Source organism: Bradyrhizobium sp. CIR48, assembly GCF_014198315.1.
In the GTDB taxonomy this organism is placed as follows: Bacteria; Pseudomonadota; Alphaproteobacteria; order Rhizobiales; family Xanthobacteraceae; genus Bradyrhizobium.
Window position 1 is genome coordinate 580,185 of sequence record NZ_JACIHG010000004.1, and the last position, 19,369, is coordinate 599,553.

Here is a 19,369-nt window from a genome sequence, read left to right on the forward strand (position 1 = left end):
TCAACCCTTCGAAAGGCGCGCCACGCCGCAAGAAACGAAAGAGCGCGAGGCATTCGGGGGCCTGACAGGAGCGTGTCGACGATGAAGTTTTTCACAGGATGTGTGGCTGCCGCCACGCTGGCGCTCGCCATGAGCGCCGGGCATGGGCAGGTTTTGGCGCAAGTTCCCGCGAACGGTATTGCGAGAGGGGCGATCATCCCGGCGTCGGATTTCGACGGACCCTATGCGCCCCCCGAAGCCGCCCCGCCACCGCCGCCGCGTTACGGCCAAGGCTACGGTTACGGCTATGGCTACGAGGAGCGCGGTCCGGCGTTGCTGCCGTCGACCGAGGTCTACGCGGTCTTGCGTGAAAACGGCTTCTCGCCGCTCGGCATCCCGCGCCTGCGCGGCAGCGTCTACACCATCGCGGTGATCGACCGTCGCGGTGACGACGGCCGGCTCGTGATCGACGCCCGCGACGGGCGGATCATCCGTTTCATGCCAGCCGCCGACGCCTACGGCATGGCGCCCGCCTATGACGAGCGCGCGTCCTCGCCTTACGGTCCGCAAAGCGCGCTGCCGCCGCCGACCGTGATCCGCAGCGGCCCGCCGCGGCCGCCGGCCGCGATCCCGCATGTGACGAGCCGCGCCGTGCCGCTGCCCAAGGCCGCCCCGCGACGCGGCGAGACGCCGGTCGCCGCCGCCAAGCCGGCGGAGCCGGTGGCGCAGCAGGCTCAGGCGCCGCAGGCCCAAGCCCCGCAGCAGACCGCTGCCGCGCAGGCGAGGCCTGCCGAGGCCGCGCCACAAGCCATTGCGCCAACCGTCGGCCAGGCCAAGCCGGCCCCAACGATTCTGCCGACGCAGGAGATGCCTGCCGCGCAGGGGCTGGATTAGCACCGCGAGTTTGACGCGATCGCGCCGGCCGCACCCACGCCGTCGTCCCTGCGAACGCAGGGACCCATACCGCGTGATCTATCGGTGCGGATGAGGTGCGAGTACCGGACCACTGGCCTTCGCCAAACTGCTCCCTGGGGTTATGGGTCCTCGCGTTCGCGGGGACGACATCCGGGAGACTGAGCAAAACAAAAAGCGCCGAGGATCTCGGGCGCTTTTGCGTTGTCGCGGTGAAGCCTCAGCTCCGCGGATACCCCGCCGCTTCCAGGATCAAATTCGTGACCTCCTTCGGATGCGACACCAGCGAGAGATGGCCGGCATCGAGCTCGATCGTGGTTGCGTTCATGCGCTTGGCGAGGAAGCGCTCGAGATCGGGATTGATGGTGTAATCGTTCTTCGACACCGCGTACCAGCTCGGCTTCGAATGCCACGCAGCTTCCGTGGTGCGGCCGGCGAAGATCGACGCCGCGGTCGGCCATTGCACGGCGTAGAGCTCTTTGGCCTGTTCGGGCTTCACGCCGTTGGCGAAGTACTTCAGGAAGGCCTCTTCTGAAAGCTTGGTGTAGCCGTCGCGCTCGACGATGCCGGCGCGGACGGGGCCGGTTGGAAACTGTTTCGACAGTGCGACGAAATCCTCGTTCGCATCCGGCGCACGGGCGGCGACATAGACGAGCCCGGTCACTTTCGGATCGGTGCCGACCTGGCTGATCACGGTGCCGCCCCAGGAATGCGCGACCAGCACCGTCGGACCATCCTGCTCGGCCAGCGCGCGCTTGGTCGCCTCGACCGAGTCCGCAAGCGACGACAGCGGATTCTGCACCGCGGTCACGTGCAGGCCTGCGGCCTGGAGGATCGGGATCACCTCCGACCAGCTCGAGCCGTCGGCCCAGGCACCGTGCACCAGCACGACGTTTTTCGCCTTCACCGTTTGCGGCGTCTGCGCATGAGCAAGGCTGAGGGGAGCCGCCAGAAGGCTCGCGGCGACAAAAAGGCTGCGCCAGAGTGACATGATCTTTCTCCGTCTTGTTTTGAGTTCGATCTCGAAAGGACGGCACGTGGAGCGTCGGCGTTACGCGCGGTCACCAAGCTGTGACAAGCGTCTGGTCGGGGAGCATCGCGATTGCGCAATCGATGCAGCTATCTCTGGTTTCTCGCGCCTGAACCGGACCAGACTTAGAATGACGACCCGAACCTGTATTTCCATTTCGACCGAAGACAAAAGCCGCGGACTGAGCACGCAAAAAAACGCCCCGGGGCACCGGGGCGTTTTCGCAACCTGGAAGTGGCCTATTGCTTAGGCGGCGACCGAGTTCTCGATCACCTGCGCCTTGGGTGCGCTGGTGTTGATCGCGATCTGGCGCGGCTTCTTCGCCTCGGGAATCTCACGGACGAGGTCGACGTGAAGCAGCCCGTTCTCGAGCGAGGCGTCCTTCACCTGCACGAAGTCGGCGAGCTGGAAGGCGCGCTCGAAGGCACGCGCGGCGATGCCGCGGTAGAGCACTTCGGACTTGCTGTTCTCGTTGGCGACTTTCTCGCCCTTGATCGTCAGCGTGTTTTCCTTCGCGACGATGGAGAGCTCATCCCTGGCGAAGCCCGACACCGCAACGGTGATGCGGTAGGCGTTCTCGCCGGTACGCTCGATGTTGTAGGGGGGATAACCGGGGCTGCCGTCCGAGCTGGCCTGGTCGAGCAGGCTGAAGAGGCGATCGAAGCCGACGGTGGAACGATAGAAGGGGGTGAGATCATAGCTACGCATGGTCAAGTCCTCCATTGAGCGACTGTTGGGTAACCCGCCCGCCAATCGGGCCGGGCTTTAGTCTGTGTGCAGCCTGATGTTCCGGTTCCGAAACACTGGTAGCGGCCTGCACGAAGATGATATGGGTGGAACGAGACGGCGTTCAAGAGGGCGGCAATCAGCGCCTTTTCGGCGCTCCCGCCCCTTGATTTGCAGCACTTCGCGCCCAAGCACTTCCAATCATGACGCTGGTCTCGATCCCGTCCAATCCCGTCCCCGAAGACGTCGTCAGCGGTACCATCAAGACGCCCGATGGTGCCGAGCTGCGCTTTGCGCGCTGGGCGCCGCCGGCGAACCGCAAGGGTACCGTCTGCGTCTTCACCGGACGCAGCGAGCAGATCGAGAAATATTTCGAGACCGTGCGCGATTTGCGCGACCGCGGCTTTGCCGTGGCGATGATCGATTGGCGCGGGCAGGGCCATTCCTCGCGCCGCCTGCGCGACCCGCGCAAGGGCTATGTGCGCGATTTCTCCGATTTCGAGGTCGACGTGGAGGCCTTCGTGCAGCAGGTCGTGCTGCCGGACTGCCCGCCGCCCTTCTTCGCGCTGGCCCACTCCATGGGCGGCACGGTGATGCTGCGGGTGGCGCATGCGGGCAAGCGCTGGTTCGATCGCATGGTGCTGTCGGCACCGATGATCGACCTGCCCGGCCGCACCACCTCGCTTCCGGTGCGTGCGCTGCTCAAGACCATGCGCCTGCTCGGGCAGGGCGGCCGTTATGTCCCCGGCGGCAGTGACCGTCTCACCGGGCTCGATCCCTTCATCAACAATCCCGTGACCAGCGATCCGGTGCGCTATGCGCGCAATGCCGCGATCCTGGAGGAGGACCCGACGCTCGGGCTGGCGTCACCGACCGTGGCCTGGGCCGATACCGCCTTCCGCGCCATGAACACCTTCAAGGGCAAGAACTACCCCTCGCAGATCCGCCAGCCGATCCTGATGCTGGCGGCCTCCAACGACGCGGTGGTCTCGACCGCGGCGATCGAGGAGTTCGCCTATCACTTACGCGCCGGCTCCCATCTCGTGATCGCCGGCGCCAAGCACGAGATCCTCCAGGAGCAGGACCGCTACCGCTCCCAGTTCTGGGCCGCCTTCGACGCCTTCGTGCCGGGCACGCCGTTGTTTAAGTGAGGAGACCTTCTCCCTCGCCCCGCTCATGTCCGCCGAAGCCTTGGCGAGGGGCGGATGCGGGGACGCGACGAGCTTCGCTCGCGCTGACAGGGTCGGGGTGAGGGGAGTCTCCGCGGGGGCGGTGAGAGTTGGATTCGCGGAGAGTCCCCCTCACCCGAATTCGATCTGCAATCGAATTCGACCTCTCCCCGCAAGCGGGGAGAGGTGAAGATCATCTACAGCGTCTTCAGATACTCGATCAGGTCGTAGCGCTCGTTATCGTCCTTGAACATGCGGCCGATGACGCCGTCGCGTTTCGGTTCGCCTTCCTTGCGCTCGAAGGAATGGCCGAGCACGCTGTTGCCCTGGACCGGGTCCTTCTCCGATCCCGCCGAGAACTGCGTTTCGCCCGTCTTGCACGTCTCATCCGCGGTCACCGCAAAGCCGACGGTGACGGGATCATAGTCGCGGCGGCCCATGCAGAATTTGGTTGGGCGCTCGTTCGCCGGCTTCAGCAACCAATACAGCGAAGGCACCGAACCGTTGTGCAGGTAAGGCGCCGTTGCCCAGATGCCGTTCAATGGCCGCGCGCGATAGCGCGGGTCGGGCGCCGGATTGAGACAATTTTTGCGCGCGAGATTCCACAATTTCGCCCGTTCGGCCTCAGGGACCTTCTCGTCGTCCATCCATTTGCGGGCGACGAGATCGACCACCGTCATGAGCCCGAGCGCATAGACCATCTCATTGGGCGATTTGCTCGCGGTCGGGATGTCGCATTGCCACCATTTCTGGAGGTCGGCCGTATTCACCTTCAGGAAGCCGGGCACATCGACAATCCTGTTGCTGAGAACAAGGGATTGTTCGGGATCCGTCTTGATCTCCTTGAGGGGAATCGTGACCGCGTTCAGGACCTTGCTGTCGCCGCTCGCCTCCCAATGAGTCGAGGACCAGAAAGCCTTGGTGTTGACGGCCGGCAGGTGACATCCGGAGCACATCTCGGCGTAGATCTTGCGGCCGTTCTCGACCTTGGCCTGATCGATCCTCCATGCATCGCCGAGGATCTGCGAGGGCCATTGCGGCGCCAGCAGGCCGCCGAATTTCGGATCGGCAGAGGGATCGGCCGGCTTGAACGGATCGGGGCCTCTCAGCATGTCCTCGATCCAGCCGAGTGTCCTGATGTTCACTGAGGACCGCCACAGCCGGTCCTCCGGATAGGCGTCGGACAGGTTGAGCAGCGCCGTCACGCCGAGCGCTTCGCCGGCGTTGCGAATTAACGGCTGCTCGATCGATGCGTCGTACTGGGCGAATTTGAACCAGGGCACGGTCCAGATCGCGGGGTAGCTGACCGGCGCGTCCTGGGCATGCAGGTTCTTCTCGAAGCCCTTGACCCCGCTCAGCGCGAGATCCTGCGAGAAGACCTGGTTGCCGATGCGATTGAGAGCGTCGAGGCGGCCGAACCCTTCCTCCGTGTCCTGCTGCTGCCTGCCGTTCCAGGTCTTCTTGCTTTCAACCGTCTTTTGCTGGGTTTTCGCCCAGTCAATCAGGAACGTGCCGATCGCGCTGAGCTTCTGCTTGAGTGCGGCGCGGTCAGTCTTGCTGGCATCGGGGCCGAGCACGCGATCGGCAAAGCGCTGGAAGCGGAACGGGACATACAGGGTGTAGGCGATCGACAGGCCGGTCGAGAGCTCCAGCTTTTTCAGGTCGGTCATGGCCGGGCCGCCGTCGAAGCGCACGTCCACGCCCTGGTAATGGATCTGGCCGGTGTGGCAGGCCGCGCAGGTCAGCCCGATCTTGTCGTCCTCGCGACGGCCGGTCGCGGGATCGACGACGCCGGTCATCCGCGCGAAACCGACCGGCAGGCCGTCGACGTTCTCCACCGGCGTCCATCTGGTCGACCAGTCCGGCACCTGCGTCGTCTCGTAGACATTGGCGTAACCGAAGCGGCGCAACGTCGTCGTGTCGGTCTGAATCGAGTGCGGGCTGGGAATAAAGCCGAAGCCTTCGAGGTAGGCGCTGTCCTTCATCATGCCGGGCTTCGAGAGCAGATGAAGGCGTGGCTGCTCCAGCGCCATGAACCATTCATAGGGCACGGGGAAGGTCGCGGTGCCCTGGCTGGCATGGTGGAACCAGTGCCGGTCCTTCAGCGACCAGTTCTGCTCGAGCCAGAAGGCGGCCTTCGTCTCCGGGACCGCGGGCAAGGGCGGCGGCAGGAGATTTACGAGAATTCCCTTCTGCGGCAGCATGGCGCGAACCTGATTGGGGAATTCGGCCACCGCGACAAGAGCAACGAGGCCGATGGCGACCAGCAAGGCCGCAAGCTTGAGGGCGCCCCGTACCACGCGCTGGCAGGTCGATAGCACCGGTGGGACCAGTCGCTGGTTGATGCGCGCGGGGAATTGGCGCTCGTTGAACAGCGTGCGCACGTCGGCAACGCTGAGATAGCGATCCTCGCCCGTGCCCTTGCCGATGATCTTCAGGAGGATCGGCCATTCGAACTTCATCAGCAGCGGGTAGTACCAGCGCGCGGCGCTGCCGGCGCGCTTGAGGTTGTCGCGCATGAAGATTTCGATTTCCGAGGCGTTGAGGCCCAGCTCGGAGCCGCCATTCGGATCGGTGTAAGTCCGGCCGAAACTCGCGAACCGAGCGATCTCGTCCTCGTTGACCTTGCCGTCGACGCCGAGGATGCGCGAGCCGGCACCGCGTTTGTCCAGCGGGCCCCCGCGCAGCGCATCGAGCTGCGCGCCCGAAAAGATGCTCTTGAGGATGTGACCTAGACCATTGGCGATGAGCGCCACGCCGCGGACCTGGAGCCGGGCAGACGCCTTCTTCAGCCCGGTCTCGCCGGTCGCGTTCGCGATCGTCTCCGACAGCTTGCCGAGCGGGACGGTGCCGCCCTCGACGAAGCCCTCGCCGACGAGGCCGCGCAGGAATGGGCAGGGATTGTTCGGCGAGACCTGGATCGAGGGATCGAACGGCAGTTTCGAAGCGGGGTCATGCATGGCCCAAAATCCTGAAAACAGCGAATCGTGAAATGAGGCGCCGATCAAGCGCGGAAAGTCCTAACAAACCGACATCAGATTATACTACTTCAGCGTGTGGCGAAGTGTGGCCGAATTCACTGTCCTGTCAACAAGCAGGCGGTTCTGGCCAAAGACTGAGGGAACACCGTGGAGGACCGCGGCCTGCCGGTCAGGATTCGGCGACGCGTTTGACGTCGCTCTGAACCAGGGTCAGCTTGCCGAGCGGCACGCCGGCCTTCAGCAGCCCCTCGCGATAATGGGCGAGATCCTCGGGCCGCTTCCAGTGGAAGTTGCGCAAATGACGATCGACATTGAGGGTCGGGTAATTGCCCATCAGCACGCCGGTCGCCTCGCTCGCCTCGGCGGCCCGGCCCAATTGTGCCAGGGCTGCGGCGCGGATCGCCAGCGCCTGCATGTGGTTGGGGTTGATGTAGAGCTGCTCGCGCGCCCATGACAGGGTCGCGTCATATTGGCGCAACAGATAATGGCTGAAGGCGTTCAGTGCCGCCCATTGGTAGCGCGGGTCGCTGTTGTCGCGCTGCGCGGCCATCGAGAACAGCTCGATCGCCTCCCGGTGCTCGCCGATGACGAAATGGCAGATGCCGAGGACGCCCCGCGCGCCCATGTCGTAGGGATTGAGCGCGACCGCGCGCTTGGCCGCGTCCATCGCCGCCTCATAATGCCCTTCCATGGCGTGCGCCCAGGACAGGATCGAGAACGCAAAGGACGAGCGCGGGTCGAGCCGGACGCTGGTTTCGGCGAGGTTCATCGCCTCGGCCCACATCTCCCGCGTGCCCTTGACCCAGCCGAACTGGATGCTCTGGATCTGGATCGTGGCGAGATAGGCGTGCGCGATCGACAGTTTGGGATCGACCCTGATGGCCTCCCGGAACAGATCGACGGCGGTGGCCAGGTCCTCCTTGGTCTGCCGGTAGTAATGCGACAGCCCCTTGAGGAAGCGATCCCAGGCGGTGACGTCGGTCGAGAGCCGCGCGGGCGCCGAGGCTTCGGCACGGACGATCTCGGTGGCGATGGCGGCGGACAGATTGGTCGTGATCTCGTCCTGCATCGCGAAGAAGTCGCCGATGTCGCGGTCGTAACGGCCGGTCCAGAGCTGCTCGCCGGTCTCCGGCGCGATCAGCTCGGCGGTGACGCGGATCTTGGCTCCGGCGCGCCGCACCGAGCCCTGGATCAAATAGGTGGCGTCGATCTCGCGCGCGATCAGGCGGGTGCTGGTGTTCCTGCCCTTGAAGGCGAAAGTCGAGTTGCGGCTCAGCACGCGATAGAAGGATTGCAGCGACAGCGCGTGGATCAGATCCTCGGTGAGGCCGTCGGAGAAATATTCGTCCTGGGCATCGCTGAGATTGGCGAACGGCAGCACGCCGACGATCGCGGTGCGGTACTGTTGCGAGAGGGCGGACGCCTCCCGCAGCTCGGGCGCGAGCGCTGGTGCACCCTCGGGTGTCCAGGTCCAGACCCCGACCGCATCCTTGATGTTCTTGAAGCGATGATTGCCGGCATCGACCAGCGGCACGCTGAGATGCTTGCTCGCCTCCTTGTAGGCCTTGGCCGAGATCGCAAAGCCGCCGGGGCTCGCCACCGATTCCAGGCGGACGGCAATGTTGACATCGTCACCGAATACCTCGTCCTCATCGGCGATGACGTCGCCCATATGGATACCGAGGCGGAACTGCATGGCGCGGTCGGCCGGCAGATGGTGGTTGCGCTCCGCCATCAGCGTCTGCATCGCGATCGCGGCTTCGGTGGCGCCGACGATCGAGGGGAACTCCAGCAGGAAGCCGTCGCCGGTGTTCTTCACGACGCGGCCGCCGTGATTGAGGATGATCGGGTGGATCGCGCTGCGATGGGCCTTGAAGGCGGCATGGGTGCCGGCCTCGTCGCTGCCCATCATGCGCGAATAGCCGGCGACATCGGCGCAGACGATGGCGGCCAGACGTCTTTCCATATCCCGGAAGCTCCAAGGGATCGATAAGTGATCGTGAAGGGACCTGGGACTGGCCACAGCGTGGCAAGTCGGCTCGAATCCCGCATTTCAAGAACCTCGCCTTTATAAAGCAGATGTGGCCGAGCGGAAGCATGATCCGCATTGCAAATTCGAGGTAAATCCCACGCAATCCCGGCGGTGGACGGCGGCGGCCGAACCGACTAAGCGGAATTGCGACGCACGAACGGGCGGCAGGGGCACCTTTTGCATGCTGGGCATTCACGAAATCGGGCTCTTCATCCTCTCGGGCGTGCTGCTCAACATCACGCCGGGGCCTGATTCCGTCTACGTCATCGGTCGCAGCATGCAGATGGGCTGGCGGGGCGGCGCCGCGGCCGCATTCGGCATCAGTTGCGGCTGTTTTGTCCATGTCGCGGCCGCCGCGATCGGCCTTTCGGCCCTGCTGATGGCCTCGTCGACCGCCTTTTCGATCCTGAAACTGGTCGGCGCGGCCTATCTCGTGTTCACCGGGATTCAGATGCTGTGGTTGCGCCCGGTGCTGGCGGCGTCGATCGACGAGCCGGTGCGAAGCTCGCTGCGGCGGGTGTTCCTCCAAGGGGTCTTCACCAACGCGCTCAATCCCAAGGTCGCGCTATTCTTCCTGGCCTTCCTGCCGCAATTCGTTGCGGCCGATTCACCGCACAAGCCGCTCGCCTTCCTGACGCTCGGCCTGATCTTCATCTCTACAGGGACGCTGTGGTGCCTGGTGCTGGCCGCGTTCGCGGCCAAAGCCGCCCACCGGCTCCGCGAGTCCGAGGGCGCGATCGCCTGGGTCAACCGCGCGCTCGGCGGCCTCTTCATCTATCTCGGCATCCGCGTCGCCATGCTGGAGACGCGGTAGCTCGTTCGAACGGATGAGGGAAGCTGCGTAGGGTGGGCAAAGGCGCACTTGCGCCGTGCCCACCACCTCTCTCGGTCACAAAAAATGCGTGGGCACGCTTCGCTTTGCCCTCCCTACGGTCTACGATCTTCCCTCAAACGAATTCCTTCGCCAGCGCGCTGCCGGCGAGATAAAGGCCGAGCAGGATCATCGCGATCAGGAACCAGCGGCGGAACGCTTCCGCCGGCATCCGCGCCCGCACCGACTGTCCCACGAACATGCCGGCAAAAGCCATGGCCATACCCACCGCGCCCGGCACGACATTGGCTGGCGTCAACAGGCCAACGGCGGTGAGGTTGAAGGCGAGCGCCAGCGTCGCTGTCGTGAAGAACACGCCGAGCGCCTGCACCAGCTCGTCCTTCTCCATGCCGATCGCCTGCATGAACGGCATCGAGGGGATCACCTGCACGCCGGTCGAGGCCGAGATCACGCCGGTGACGACACCGACCACGCCGCCCACCCATTTCTCGTTTTGCTGCGCGACGCGGAATTGGAGCTTGTTCAGACCGATCACGGCATAGATGACGAGCAGGACGCCGAGCACGATGGTGCCGTAGCGCGCATGCGGCCCGGTCAGCGCGCCGGCATTGAGCCAGCATCCGATCACGGTGCCGATCATCAGCGGCCACAGCCGCTTCAGGATGTCGCGCAGATAAGGGCCGACGAAGGTCTGCCAGATGTTGGTGACGATGGCGGGCACGATGACGATGGCGATCGCGCGGCTGGGCGTCATGCTCACCGCGAGCAGGCCCATGGACACGGTCGGCAGGCCGAGCCCGACCACGCCCTTGACGAATCCGGCGACCAGGAAGACGGCGGCGATGACAATGAGAAGCGGGTCGATCATGCCTGCACATTGACCGAAGCCGCGCGCGGGCACAATCTGGAGGTTACGGAGTAAGCCTTCGTTAAGAGCGAAGGCTGGCGCATGATCCGGACCCGCAGGGCCGCGTCAGCGCAAAGTGCGCAGCGGTTTTCCGTCAAGATCGTGCTCCAACAACAAGAAAGAGACCTGCCATGCGTTTCGACCTCGTCGACCTCCAGCTGTTCATCGCGGTCGCCGACCAGCGCAGCATCACCCGCGGCGCGGAGCGGTCGCATCTGGCCCTGGCCTCGGCCAGCGCGCGCATCAAGGGGCTCGAGGACGCGCTCGGGGTCGCGCTGCTCAAGCGCGGACGGCGCGGCGTCGAGCTGACCGCGGCCGGCGAGAGCCTGCTCGACCATGCGCGGCTGGTCATCCACCAGATCGACGCCATGCGCGGCGATCTCGCCGGCTTTGCCTCTGGCGTGCGCGCCAGTGTGCATTTCCTCGCCAACACCTCCGGCCTGTCCGAGCACCTGCCGAAGGCGCTGGCCGGCTTCCTGCGCGAGCATCGCGACATCGCCGTCGACATCGAGGAGCGCGAGAGCACCGACATCGCGGCCGCGATCACCGCAGGCGCGGCCGATCTCGGCTTCGCCGCCGAGCACGCGCTGCCCGATCATATCGAGCGCTTCGTGTTCAGCGAGGACCGCCTGGCGCTGGTGACCTCGCGCCGCGGCCCGTTCGCCGGCCGCCGCCAGATCGATTTCCAGGAGGCGGGGGCGTGCGAGTTCGTCGGGCTGACCAGCGCCACTGCGCTTCAGATGCATATTTCGAAGCACGCGGCGCGGCTTGGCATGCGCCCGCATTTCCGCGCACGCCTGCGCGATTTCGACGCGATCTGCCAGATGGTCGCCGCCGATGTCGGCGTGGCCCTCGTGCCCGAATCCGCCGCCCGGCGCTGCGCCAAGCTGATGCCGCTCGCCATCGTCCGCCTGCGCGATGCCTTCGCCAACCGCCGCCTCGTGATCTGCGCGCGCAGCTTCAAGGCGCTGCCACGGCCGGCCAAGATGCTGGTGGAGCACTTAAGGGCAGAGACGGTGTGAGCAGTGCCGTCGCGATCGAGGAGCGACGTCCTGACAGACCGCGCCTAGTGCGTGTTCGATTTCTGCCATTTCTCCAGGTCGACCGGTGGCCGCTTCGGATCGATCTGGTCTTTCTCCGGATTGCTCAATTCCCCGCTAGATATCCGTTTCCGCGCCGACGCCTTGGGAAGCATGCTGCTGTTGGTCGGCTACAGCATGTCCGACCCCAACATACGTCTGCTCCTGCACCGGCAGATTTGGGACGATTCCGGCCACCGCCAGGACCGGCCGAAATCCTTTGTATTTGTCGCGCAGCGCAATCCTGTGCAGGAAGCCGTCTTGACGAACTGGGACATCACCACCATTGCGCCGATGGATGGCGTGACCGCTTCCCGCGATCAAGGCTGCCGTGATCGCGCCCGCCGATGAACCGGCCACCCAATCGATCCGCGGTGCCAGATCAGTCAGGGCTTCGATGCCCCGCCATGATAGGCACCTAGGCCCAGGCCGCCGGAGAAGACCACGGCCGTCAGGGATCGCTCCGGGTCCATGGCACGGCTCGCCTTAGCGGAGGTTACTTACCGGTATTCCCTGTAACGGCGTGCCTGGGCATAGCGCGGGTTGATGCCGCAATAGGCGTGCGTGCCCGAGGCGGTCGCCATGCATTGAGCGTAACTGGCAAACTGGCAATTGCCCGGATAGCCCCAGGTCCGGCCCTGGAGGCAGTAGCGATCCTGCGCAACTGCCGAGGTCGAACAGCCAAGGCACGCCATGAACGACAGAGTGGCGGCAGCTATCAGCAAACGACGCTTCATGGAAATCTCCAATTTCGACATTGAAACGCGGCCAGTGAGGCGGCGTTCCAAATGGGCTCGGCACGCCTGGGGTCGCGGCACATCGGGTTCGGCGAGGTCGGCCGCCAGCGGCCCGTCAGCCGGCCCTACTTCGCCGTCTCCACGCCGGCGTCCTTGATCACCTTGGCCCATTTCGCGGTCTCGTCCGCGATGAACTGCCGGAAGTGCTCCGGCTCGTCGCCGACCAGCGTCGCGCCCTGGGCGGCGAGCTTTCCCTTCACCGCCGGATCCGCCATCGCCTTGGTGGCGAGGCCATGCAGCGCCGTGACGATCTCCTTCGGCGTGCCCTTCGGTGCGACCATGCCGTACCAGTTCTCGATGTGGAGGCCGGCAAAACCCGCTTCCGCGGTGGTCGGCACATCGGGCGCGGTCGGCGCCCGCGCGGCCGAGCCGACCGCAATGGGACGCAGCGCGCCGGCCTTGACCTGCGGCAGCAGCACGGGGAGATCGAGAAACGTCATCTGCACCTGCTGGCCCAAGAGATCGTTCACGGCCGGAGCTGCGCCGCGATAGGGCACGTGGACGATGTCGATCTTCGCCGTCAGCTTGAACAGCTCGCCAGCGAGGTGTGGCAGGCTGCCAGCGCCGGAGGAGGCGAAGTTGAGCTTTCCCGGCTGCGCCTTGGCGAGCGCGATCAATTCGCCGATGTCCTTGGCGGGCACGTTGGTGGCGACCACGAGCATTTCCGGCACGGTCGCAACCAGTGTCACCGGGGTGAGGTCGCTCAAGGTGTCGTAGGCGACCTTTTCCATGCTCGGGCTGATCGCGAGCGCGCCGGCTGAGGAGATCGCGATGGTGTAGCCGTCGGGCGGGGCCTTGGAGACCGCATCGGTGCCGAGCACGCCGCCCTGGCCGCCGCGATTGTCGATCAGCACCGGCTGCCCTGACAGCTCCGACATGCGCTGGCCGATCACCCGCGCGATGATGTCGTTGGGCCCGCCGGCCGGGAACGGCACGATCAACTTGATCGGCTTCGTCGGAAAGTTCTGCGCGGACGCCAGCGTCGGCAGCAGCAGCAATAATCCAAGAAGAAGCCTGCGTGAGATGGTCATGCAAGCCTCCGCTCGCGTTTGTTATTGGTTGAGCAGTTTCAGTGCTTCTTCGTGAACCCGGGCATCCCCGGCCGCGACGATGCGGCCGCCGCCCTGGGCCGGCTTGCCTTCCCAGGTGGTGACGACGCCGCCGGCGCCGGTCACGATCGGGATCAGCGCTGCGATGTCGTAAGGCTTCAGCTCGGTCTCGACCACGAGATCGACGTGGCCGGCCGCCAGCATGCAATAGGAGTAGCAGTCGCCGCCATAGCGCGACAGACGCGCGCCCTGCTCGATACGGCTGAAAATGGCGCGGTCGCGGTCGTTCATCAGAAGCGGGCTGGTGGTGTAGGTCGTGGCTTCCGAAAGTGAGGCGCAGCGGCGGACCTGGAGCCGGCGCTCGCCGGACGGGCCCTTGTAGTTGGCCGAACCGTTGTCGCCGGAGAAGCGCTCGCCGATGAAGGGCTGGTGCATCATGCCGTAGACCGGCGCGCCCTTGTGCAGCAGTGCGATCAGCGTTCCCCAGATCGGAAAGCCGCCGATGAAGGATTTGGTGCCGTCGATGGGGTCGAGCACCCAGACATAGTCGGCGTCCTCGCGCTCGTTGCCGAATTCCTCGCCGACGATACCGTGCTGGGGGAAGTTGGCCTTGATCAGCCGGCGCATCACCGCCTCAGCGGCGCGATCGGCCTCCGTGACGGGGTCGAAATCCTTGGTCTTGCTCTTGTCGTCGATCGACAGCGAGGTGCGGAAGAACGGCAGGATAGTTTCGCCGGAGGCGGTGGCGAGCCGTCCGATGAAGGCGGAGAAGTCGATCACCGTCACAGGCCAAATCCTCAAAGCGAAAGTTGGATGGAGCTTCCTCCTGCCTAGCTCAATTCGCCTGCCGCGTGCAGCGCTGTCTTGATCTTGCACCCTGGTATTTTGGATGCCGAAGGCGGCTGCCTCATTCAAGTCATCTGCTGGCCAAATATCGATCACGGAGTTGAAAACTTAGTTCCGAATATGCCTTGTTCGTATGCAAATGACTATCAACCCATTGAATTTCCTTATCAAAGAAACTGAATCTGGGTTTCCATAGAAGCAATTGAGCCATGTGCGTACTGCATGGGAAACGGCTCGAAAGCCCTTGCACTTTGTGCGTCGCGGTCGCATATTGTTGCGGTGCGGTAGCGCTTGGCGTTACCGCTGCCCTCCTTGGGCGTTTCCTCCCTAGACTTGGGCCGCTTGCGTCATTCGCGAGCGGCCCTTTTTTCTTTGCGGCTCTGTTTTCGTTTCAACGTGCGCAGCGAAAGCGAAGCGAAGGCGCGCTCGCGCCAATCACAGGCAATACGATCTGACGAAGGAAGGCCGGCGCCTATTCGGCCGCGGCCTGGAACGGGCCGAGATCGCCGAAGGGAATCGTGGTCGCGAGCACGTCGGCGAGAACGCCGAAGTCGGATGCCACTTGCGCAAAGCGCGCACTCCGCTCGCGCCGCCGCTCGTCCATGTAGATCGAGCGGTTGAGCTCGAGCTGCACCGCGTGCAGGCCACTCGCGGGATTGCCGTAATGCTCGGTGATGAAGCCGCCGGCATAGGGCTTGTTGCGGCCGATCGAATAGCCGAGGCCGGTCATGGTCTCCTCGACCCGGTCGGGCAGAAGCGGGGTGCAGCTCGTGCCGTAGCGGTCGCCGATCACGACGTCGGGCCGGCGCGGCTCGTCGCGGGACACGCCGACCGACGGCATCGAATGGCAGTCGACCAGCACCACGGTGCCGAACATCTGGTGCACCTTGTTGATCAGCCGGCGCAGCGCGCGGTGGTAGGGCTTGTACAGCGTCTCGATCCGCCCCAGCGCATCGTCGACCAGGATGCGGTCGCGGTAGATCTCCTGGCCGTCGCCGACCACGCGCGGAATGGTGCCGAGGCCACCGGCGACCCGCATCGAGCGGGTATTGGCAAAGCTCGGCAGCCGTCCGCTGAACATGCGGGGATCGAGCTCATAGGGCTCGCGATTGACGTCGACATAGGAGCGGGGAAAGTTGACCCGCACGGTCGGAAAGCCGCGCTCGCTCAAATGGCCGATCAGCTCGTCCATGAAGGAATCTTCTGACCGCCGCAGCGTCGGCAGGTCGATCCTGGACGCCGCGAGGAATTCGTCCGGATAGGTCGAGCCGGAATGGGGCGAGTTGAAGATGACAGGCGCGCGCCATTGCGCGGGCTCAACGATCTCGAAGGCTGGCGACACCTCGCCGTCAAACCGGGTCATCTTCTCAGGCTTCGTCCCTTAGCGGCAGGATCCGGGCCCCGGATCGAATTGATTCGGCCGATCGATGCGGCTCTTATGTGTCGTCATTGTCCGGAATCGCAACCATTCTGCCAAGCGAAAAGATGTGATTGGCGCTGGAACATGTCTTAACCGTGTGGGCAGGGAAGCGGGGATGCGCCGGGGGCTCGATTGATTCGAGCGGCATTCCGGTTCACAAGGAGCCGGCAGCGCAGCCGGCTTGGGGTTAAGATTTTCACCCCAAATTTACCCTCTGTCCGGCTTAGTAAGCTCTGCTGATATCCTCTGGGGATTCGACGTTTCCTGCCATGCCAAAAATCCTGCTCGCCGAAGACGACAACGACATGCGCCGTTTCCTGGTCAAGGCGCTGGAAAACGCCGGTTTTCAGGTCTCGTCCCACGACAACGGCATGGCCGCCTATCAGCGGTTGCGGGAAGAGCCGTTCGAGATGCTGCTCACCGACATCGTGATGCCGGAGATGGACGGCATCGAGCTCGCCCGCCGGGCCTCGGAACTCGACCCCGACATCAAGATCATGTTCATCACCGGCTTCGCCGCGGTCGCACTGAACTCGGATTCGGACGCCCCCAAGAACGCCAAGGTGCTGTCCAAGCCCGTGCATCTGCGCGAATTGGTCAGCGAAGTGAACAAGATGCTGGCGGCCTAAATCGGCCCCGTTCCGTCCTTGCGCAGGGTCCCCTCGTCCGTTATAGGGACCCCACCCGACGTAAGTGGACTATTAGGGCACGTAGCTCAGCGGGAGAGCACTACCTTGACATGGTAGGGGTCACAGGTTCGATCCCTGTCGTGCCCACCATCCTTCGCTCGCGAAGCGAGAGAAGGATGCCGCGCCGAAGGCCGAAGGCCGAAGGGCGCAGGCGGGCTGCCGCCGCGAGCTACGGGGCTCGGCAAGCCACGATCTCAATGCGAAGCGTGTCCGGCGTAGCTCGAAGAGCGGAGACGGACTGGCGCGTCTTGCTCGGTTTCGCTGGACAGCCCGTAGCCCCGATGGAGCGAAGCGCAATCCGGGTTGCCCCTCCAGAGGCCCATCCCGGCCATCACTTCAGTTCCGTCGCCACCGGCAGGATGGAGGCGACGTGCCAGCCGGTCGCATCCTGAACGTAGGTCTGGCTGATCAGAAACGTATTTTGTTGCGACGGCTTGCCCGGAAGGCCGCGTGTGAAAACGATTGGAACGAGGATCTGCATCACCTCGTTCGAGATCACCGCAACGTGGAATTTCGACATGTCGGGTTCGAGGTGCCAGGTGCCCTCATAATAGGCCTTGAAGCGGGTGGCGACCGCATCGCGGCCTCGCGTCTCGATGCCTCTCGCAAACAACAGCGTGCCGGGCGAATTCCAGAGCATCACCTTCACATCGTCCGCATCATGCGCATTCTGCGCGGCGATGAATTTCTCGAAGGTGGCTCGTGCCTCGGCGTCATTTGCGGCAGCTTGCGCCCCTCCTGCTGACCAGAACGTTGCGGCGAGCACCAGCGCTGCGGTCGCTGCCGCAGCACGACGGCATCGCGCAGATGGCCGCGGCCTGATGGAGCCTCGAGACATCCCGGAAGGGGGCATGGTTACCTCTCGTTTTGAATGATGGCCGTAATATCATCGATCGCCTCGCCGACCTTTCAGGATCGCGCGATCCGCGGTCGCCGCTGCATCACGTCTTCGTTGCCCACGCCTTGGTGGATTGCCGCAGGGATTTAGCCTGCCCCGCGCGGTCGGGGGCTGCCCCCTGGAACAGGCCGGTGCTGCCGCGCATTGATCCGCCATGTCCAAGACCCGCGGAAAAAGGTTTGCCGTCGGCGACCACGTCAGCTGGAATTCCGAGGCCGGCCGGGTGCGCGGCCATATCCTGCGCGTGCACACCGCCGACGTCGATTACAAGGGCTACGTCCATCACGCCACGCCCGACGATCCGCAGTACGAGATCAGGAGCGACAAGACCGATCACGTCGCCCTGCACAAGGGCCGGGCGTTGCGGTCGTTGAAAAGCTGACGGCCGGCGAGCCGAGCGGTCGAGGTCTCACCATGGCTCATCCGTTCTTCACCATCGGCCACGCCACACGTTCGATCGAGGAATTCCTCGAATTGTTGCATCACAGCGCGGTCACCTTCGTGGTTGACGTTCGGACCGTGCCCCGCTCCCGTACCAACCCGCAGTACAATCGCGAGACCCTGCCGCAATCGCTCGCGGCTGCTTCGATCGGCTACGAGCACATTGCCTCGCTCGGCGGCCTGCGCAGCCGCAAGCGCGAGGTGCCGCGTGAGACCAATGCCTTCTGGCAGAACGGCAGCTTTCACAATTACGCCGACCACGCGATGGGCGCGGCCTTTCACGAAGGGCTCGCACATCTGCGCGCCGTCGGGCAGATGGAGCGCTGCGCCATCATGTGCGCGGAGACATTGTGGTGGCGATGTCACCGTAGGATCATCACCGACTACCTGCTCGCCGCCGGCGAGACGGTGTTCCACATTCTCGGTCCCGGGCAGGTCAAACCGGCCGAAATGAACCCGGCGGCGCGGGGCGTGGCCGACGGCCGCCTGGCCTACCCGGCCGAGAGTTAGCTAATCCTCGCCGCGGAGATTATGCTTACGCTCCATCCTGGCTGCGATGTGGCCTTCCGACGCGAGCCCGCCCATGAGCATATCCGTCATCGAGCAAGCAAAAATCCAGGCCCAGGTGCTGGTGCCGCTGGTCAAGGCGCTCCAGGCCGAGCTCGGCGAGGCGCGCGCCAACGCGCTGGTGCGCAAGGCGCTCGGCGATCTCTATCGCGGCTTCGGCGAGGAATTCTGGAAGGCCAAGAGCCAGGGAGAGAGCGAAGCCGATCTCGGCAAGGCCGTATCGTCTGCCTTCAAGACCTACTCCCGCGATGACGCGCTCGCCTATGACGTCATCGAGCAGTCGCATGATGCCTTTGCCTTCGACGTCAAGCGCTGCGCCTATGCCGAATTCTATAAGGCGCTCGGCGAACCGGAGCTCGGCTTCCTCCTGATCTGCACGGCCGATTTTGCGACCGCGGAAGGCTTTGGTCCCGACATCAAGCTCGCGCGGACGCAGACGATCATGCAAGGCGCGTCCCATTGCGACTTCCGCTATCGGCGCGATGGCGGCGAGGGCCGGTGAGGGAGCGCCTCCTCTCACGTCCCGCCGTCTTTTGCTCCCAGCAGTACATCCTTCAACCCGGTCGGATAAAGGCTCGGTCCGCCGTCCACGTCGAGCTCGGCAAGGTTGAACCAGCGCGCGACGATCGGCTCTCCATTGTCCTCGAGGAAGTCGATGCGGTCCTCACCGGCGAAGGCGCCGTCAGGAAACTCCACCTCGCAGATGAACATCACCTCGTGCCCGGTCGATCCCTCGTGCACAAAAATGTTCTCCAGCACCAACGGCTCGCTTGCGATGGTGACGTCGATGCCGAGCTCCTCGTTGAGCTCGCGCATCAGCGCAGCGCGCCAGCTCTCGCCGAACTCGATCTCGCCGCCGAGCGGGCGTACGCCCTTGATCCGCCCGGCATCGTCGCGAATTTCGGCCGCCAGCAGGCGCCCGTCCCGCCAGTGCAGGCCGATCGCGACGACGCGGATGTGGGGATGAGGGCGCCAAATGGTCATGACGGATCGTTATCGCGCGCGCCGCCTCCGT

General features: G+C 64.5%; 19 protein-coding genes, 1 tRNA gene and 1 pseudogene. 10 read left to right on the plus strand and 11 right to left on the minus strand.

The annotated features are described in order from the left end of the window. Positions 1-81 precede the first annotated feature (81 nt). A complete protein-coding gene (locus GGD66_RS16305) occupies positions 82-873 on the plus strand; it encodes a hypothetical protein (RefSeq protein ID WP_092255499.1) in 792 nt (263 codons plus the stop codon). A gap of 238 nt (positions 874-1,111) precedes the next feature. On the opposite strand, the gene GGD66_RS16310 is transcribed toward GGD66_RS16305, so the two are convergent. Both GGD66_RS16310 and GGD66_RS16315 read right to left on the minus strand, forming a co-directional pair. Further along, the gene (locus GGD66_RS16310; RefSeq protein WP_092255496.1) at positions 1,112-1,882 is read right to left on the minus strand and encodes an alpha/beta fold hydrolase; all 771 of its coding nucleotides are present in this window, start codon (positions 1,880-1,882) and stop codon (positions 1,112-1,114) included. A gap of 285 nt (positions 1,883-2,167) precedes the next feature. After that, positions 2,168-2,629: an Hsp20 family protein gene (locus GGD66_RS16315; protein WP_026201620.1), complete on the minus strand. Its 462-nt coding sequence runs from the start codon at positions 2,627-2,629 to the stop codon at positions 2,168-2,170. Between the two features lie 221 nt (positions 2,630-2,850). Here GGD66_RS16315 and GGD66_RS16320 point away from each other — a divergent pair, with 221 nt between their 5' ends. Continuing rightward, complete coding sequence (locus GGD66_RS16320; RefSeq protein ID WP_028140009.1) at positions 2,851-3,798, plus strand: alpha/beta fold hydrolase; 948 nt, start codon at positions 2,851-2,853, stop codon at positions 3,796-3,798. 215 nt (positions 3,799-4,013) lie between these two features. Here the strand turns inward: GGD66_RS16320 and GGD66_RS16325 are convergent, their stop codons facing one another. Both GGD66_RS16325 and GGD66_RS16330 read right to left on the minus strand, forming a co-directional pair. Continuing rightward, complete coding sequence (locus GGD66_RS16325) at positions 4,014-6,776, minus strand: di-heme-cytochrome C peroxidase (protein ID WP_183258343.1); 2,763 nt, start codon at positions 6,774-6,776, stop codon at positions 4,014-4,016. Between the two features lie 190 nt (positions 6,777-6,966). Continuing rightward, positions 6,967-8,763 (minus strand): adenylate/guanylate cyclase domain-containing protein, encoded by a 1,797-nt coding sequence (locus GGD66_RS16330; protein ID WP_179731779.1) that lies wholly within the window; start codon positions 8,761-8,763, stop codon positions 6,967-6,969. A gap of 247 nt (positions 8,764-9,010) precedes the next feature. Here GGD66_RS16330 and GGD66_RS16335 point away from each other — a divergent pair, with 247 nt between their 5' ends. Continuing rightward, a complete protein-coding gene (locus GGD66_RS16335) occupies positions 9,011-9,643 on the plus strand; it encodes a LysE family translocator (protein ID WP_183258344.1) in 633 nt (210 codons plus the stop codon). A 133-nt stretch (positions 9,644-9,776) separates the two neighbouring features. On the opposite strand, the gene GGD66_RS16340 is transcribed toward GGD66_RS16335, so the two are convergent. Then, positions 9,777-10,529 carry a sulfite exporter TauE/SafE family protein gene (locus GGD66_RS16340; protein WP_183258345.1) on the minus strand — a complete coding sequence of 251 codons (753 nt, stop codon included), beginning with the start codon at positions 10,527-10,529 and terminating at the stop codon, positions 9,777-9,779. Positions 10,530-10,699: 170 nt separating this feature from the next. On the opposite strand from GGD66_RS16340, the gene GGD66_RS16345 reads away from it, so the two are divergent. Together GGD66_RS16345 and GGD66_RS16350 are read left to right on the plus strand one after the other, a co-directional pair. After that, positions 10,700-11,590, plus strand: coding sequence for a LysR substrate-binding domain-containing protein (locus GGD66_RS16345; RefSeq protein WP_092255480.1), 891 nt, complete (start codon positions 10,700-10,702; stop codon positions 11,588-11,590). A 126-nt stretch (positions 11,591-11,716) separates the two neighbouring features. Continuing rightward, positions 11,717-11,998: pseudogene (locus GGD66_RS16350) on the plus strand (SIR2 family protein); the annotation flags it as partial. Positions 11,999-12,147: 149 nt separating this feature from the next. On the opposite strand, the gene GGD66_RS16355 reads toward GGD66_RS16350, so the two are convergent. The 4 genes from GGD66_RS16355 to GGD66_RS16370 all read right to left on the minus strand — a co-directional run bounded on the left by GGD66_RS16355 (position 12,148) and on the right by GGD66_RS16370 (position 15,702). Next, positions 12,148-12,384, minus strand: a complete 237-nt coding sequence (locus tag GGD66_RS16355; RefSeq protein WP_092255938.1) for a DUF3551 domain-containing protein — start codon at positions 12,382-12,384, stop codon at positions 12,148-12,150. A gap of 125 nt (positions 12,385-12,509) precedes the next feature. After that, complete coding sequence (locus GGD66_RS16360; protein WP_092255473.1) at positions 12,510-13,475, minus strand: tripartite tricarboxylate transporter substrate binding protein; 966 nt, start codon at positions 13,473-13,475, stop codon at positions 12,510-12,512. A 21-nt stretch (positions 13,476-13,496) separates the two neighbouring features. Beyond that, complete coding sequence (gene hisN / locus GGD66_RS16365; RefSeq protein ID WP_018316157.1) at positions 13,497-14,279, minus strand: histidinol-phosphatase; 783 nt, start codon at positions 14,277-14,279, stop codon at positions 13,497-13,499. Between the two features lie 532 nt (positions 14,280-14,811). Beyond that, a complete protein-coding gene (locus tag GGD66_RS16370) occupies positions 14,812-15,702 on the minus strand; it encodes an N-formylglutamate amidohydrolase (protein ID WP_183258346.1) in 891 nt (296 codons plus the stop codon). Between the two features lie 326 nt (positions 15,703-16,028). On the opposite strand from GGD66_RS16370, the gene cpdR reads away from it, so the two are divergent. Together cpdR and GGD66_RS16380 are read left to right on the plus strand one after the other, a co-directional pair. Next, positions 16,029-16,388, plus strand: coding sequence for a cell cycle two-component system response regulator CpdR (cpdR, locus tag GGD66_RS16375; RefSeq protein ID WP_007597092.1), 360 nt, complete (start codon positions 16,029-16,031; stop codon positions 16,386-16,388). A gap of 75 nt (positions 16,389-16,463) precedes the next feature. After that, positions 16,464-16,538 (plus strand) — tRNA-Val (locus tag GGD66_RS16380). 241 nt (positions 16,539-16,779) lie between these two features. Here GGD66_RS16380 and GGD66_RS16385 read toward each other — a convergent pair. Continuing rightward, complete coding sequence (locus GGD66_RS16385; protein ID WP_312014140.1) at positions 16,780-17,214, minus strand: DUF4440 domain-containing protein; 435 nt, start codon at positions 17,212-17,214, stop codon at positions 16,780-16,782. A 286-nt stretch (positions 17,215-17,500) separates the two neighbouring features. Here GGD66_RS16385 and GGD66_RS16390 point away from each other — a divergent pair, with 286 nt between their 5' ends. The 3 genes from GGD66_RS16390 (at position 17,501) to GGD66_RS16400 (ending at position 18,856) form a co-directional block, all read left to right on the plus strand. Next, complete coding sequence (locus GGD66_RS16390) at positions 17,501-17,728, plus strand: DUF2945 domain-containing protein (RefSeq protein WP_183238404.1); 228 nt, start codon at positions 17,501-17,503, stop codon at positions 17,726-17,728. 32 nt (positions 17,729-17,760) lie between these two features. Then, the gene (locus tag GGD66_RS16395; protein WP_092255465.1) at positions 17,761-18,297 is read left to right on the plus strand and encodes a DUF488 family protein; all 537 of its coding nucleotides are present in this window, start codon (positions 17,761-17,763) and stop codon (positions 18,295-18,297) included. A gap of 73 nt (positions 18,298-18,370) precedes the next feature. Continuing rightward, positions 18,371-18,856: an L-2-amino-thiazoline-4-carboxylic acid hydrolase gene (locus GGD66_RS16400; RefSeq protein ID WP_049814776.1), complete on the plus strand. Its 486-nt coding sequence runs from the start codon at positions 18,371-18,373 to the stop codon at positions 18,854-18,856. 14 nt (positions 18,857-18,870) lie between these two features. Here the strand turns inward: GGD66_RS16400 and GGD66_RS16405 are convergent, their stop codons facing one another. Next, positions 18,871-19,338 (minus strand): NUDIX hydrolase, encoded by a 468-nt coding sequence (locus tag GGD66_RS16405; RefSeq protein WP_018316151.1) that lies wholly within the window; start codon positions 19,336-19,338, stop codon positions 18,871-18,873. Between the last annotated feature and the right edge of the window lie 31 nt (positions 19,339-19,369).

Bases quoted from the DNA above. Each gene is read 5' to 3' on its own strand.
- GGD66_RS16325 (WP_183258343.1), bottom strand. From the start codon at position 6,776: ATGCATGACCCCGCTTCGAAACTGCCGTTCGATCCCTCGATCCAGGTC.
- GGD66_RS16335 (WP_183258344.1), top strand. From the start codon at position 9,011: ATGCTGGGCATTCACGAAATCGGGCTCTTCATCCTCTCGGGCGTGCTG.
- GGD66_RS16390 (WP_183238404.1), top strand. From the start codon at position 17,501: ATGTCCAAGACCCGCGGAAAAAGGTTTGCCGTCGGCGACCACGTCAGC.
- cpdR (WP_007597092.1), top strand. From the start codon at position 16,029: ATGCCAAAAATCCTGCTCGCCGAAGACGACAACGACATGCGCCGTTTC.
- GGD66_RS16395 (WP_092255465.1), top strand. From the start codon at position 17,761: ATGGCTCATCCGTTCTTCACCATCGGCCACGCCACACGTTCGATCGAG.
- GGD66_RS16400 (WP_049814776.1), top strand. From the start codon at position 18,371: ATGAGCATATCCGTCATCGAGCAAGCAAAAATCCAGGCCCAGGTGCTG.
- GGD66_RS16310 (WP_092255496.1), bottom strand. From the start codon at position 1,882: ATGTCACTCTGGCGCAGCCTTTTTGTCGCCGCGAGCCTTCTGGCGGCT.
- GGD66_RS16305 (WP_092255499.1), top strand. From the start codon at position 82: ATGAAGTTTTTCACAGGATGTGTGGCTGCCGCCACGCTGGCGCTCGCC.
- GGD66_RS16330 (WP_179731779.1), bottom strand. From the start codon at position 8,763: ATGGAAAGACGTCTGGCCGCCATCGTCTGCGCCGATGTCGCCGGCTAT.
- GGD66_RS16320 (WP_028140009.1), top strand. From the start codon at position 2,851: ATGACGCTGGTCTCGATCCCGTCCAATCCCGTCCCCGAAGACGTCGTC.
- GGD66_RS16345 (WP_092255480.1), top strand. From the start codon at position 10,700: ATGCGTTTCGACCTCGTCGACCTCCAGCTGTTCATCGCGGTCGCCGAC.
- GGD66_RS16370 (WP_183258346.1), bottom strand. From the start codon at position 15,702: ATGACCCGGTTTGACGGCGAGGTGTCGCCAGCCTTCGAGATCGTTGAG.
- GGD66_RS16405 (WP_018316151.1), bottom strand. From the start codon at position 19,338: ATGACCATTTGGCGCCCTCATCCCCACATCCGCGTCGTCGCGATCGGC.
- GGD66_RS16315 (WP_026201620.1), bottom strand. From the start codon at position 2,629: ATGCGTAGCTATGATCTCACCCCCTTCTATCGTTCCACCGTCGGCTTC.
- GGD66_RS16340 (WP_183258345.1), bottom strand. From the start codon at position 10,529: ATGATCGACCCGCTTCTCATTGTCATCGCCGCCGTCTTCCTGGTCGCC.
- GGD66_RS16355 (WP_092255938.1), bottom strand. From the start codon at position 12,384: ATGAAGCGTCGTTTGCTGATAGCTGCCGCCACTCTGTCGTTCATGGCG.
- GGD66_RS16360 (WP_092255473.1), bottom strand. From the start codon at position 13,475: ATGACCATCTCACGCAGGCTTCTTCTTGGATTATTGCTGCTGCTGCCG.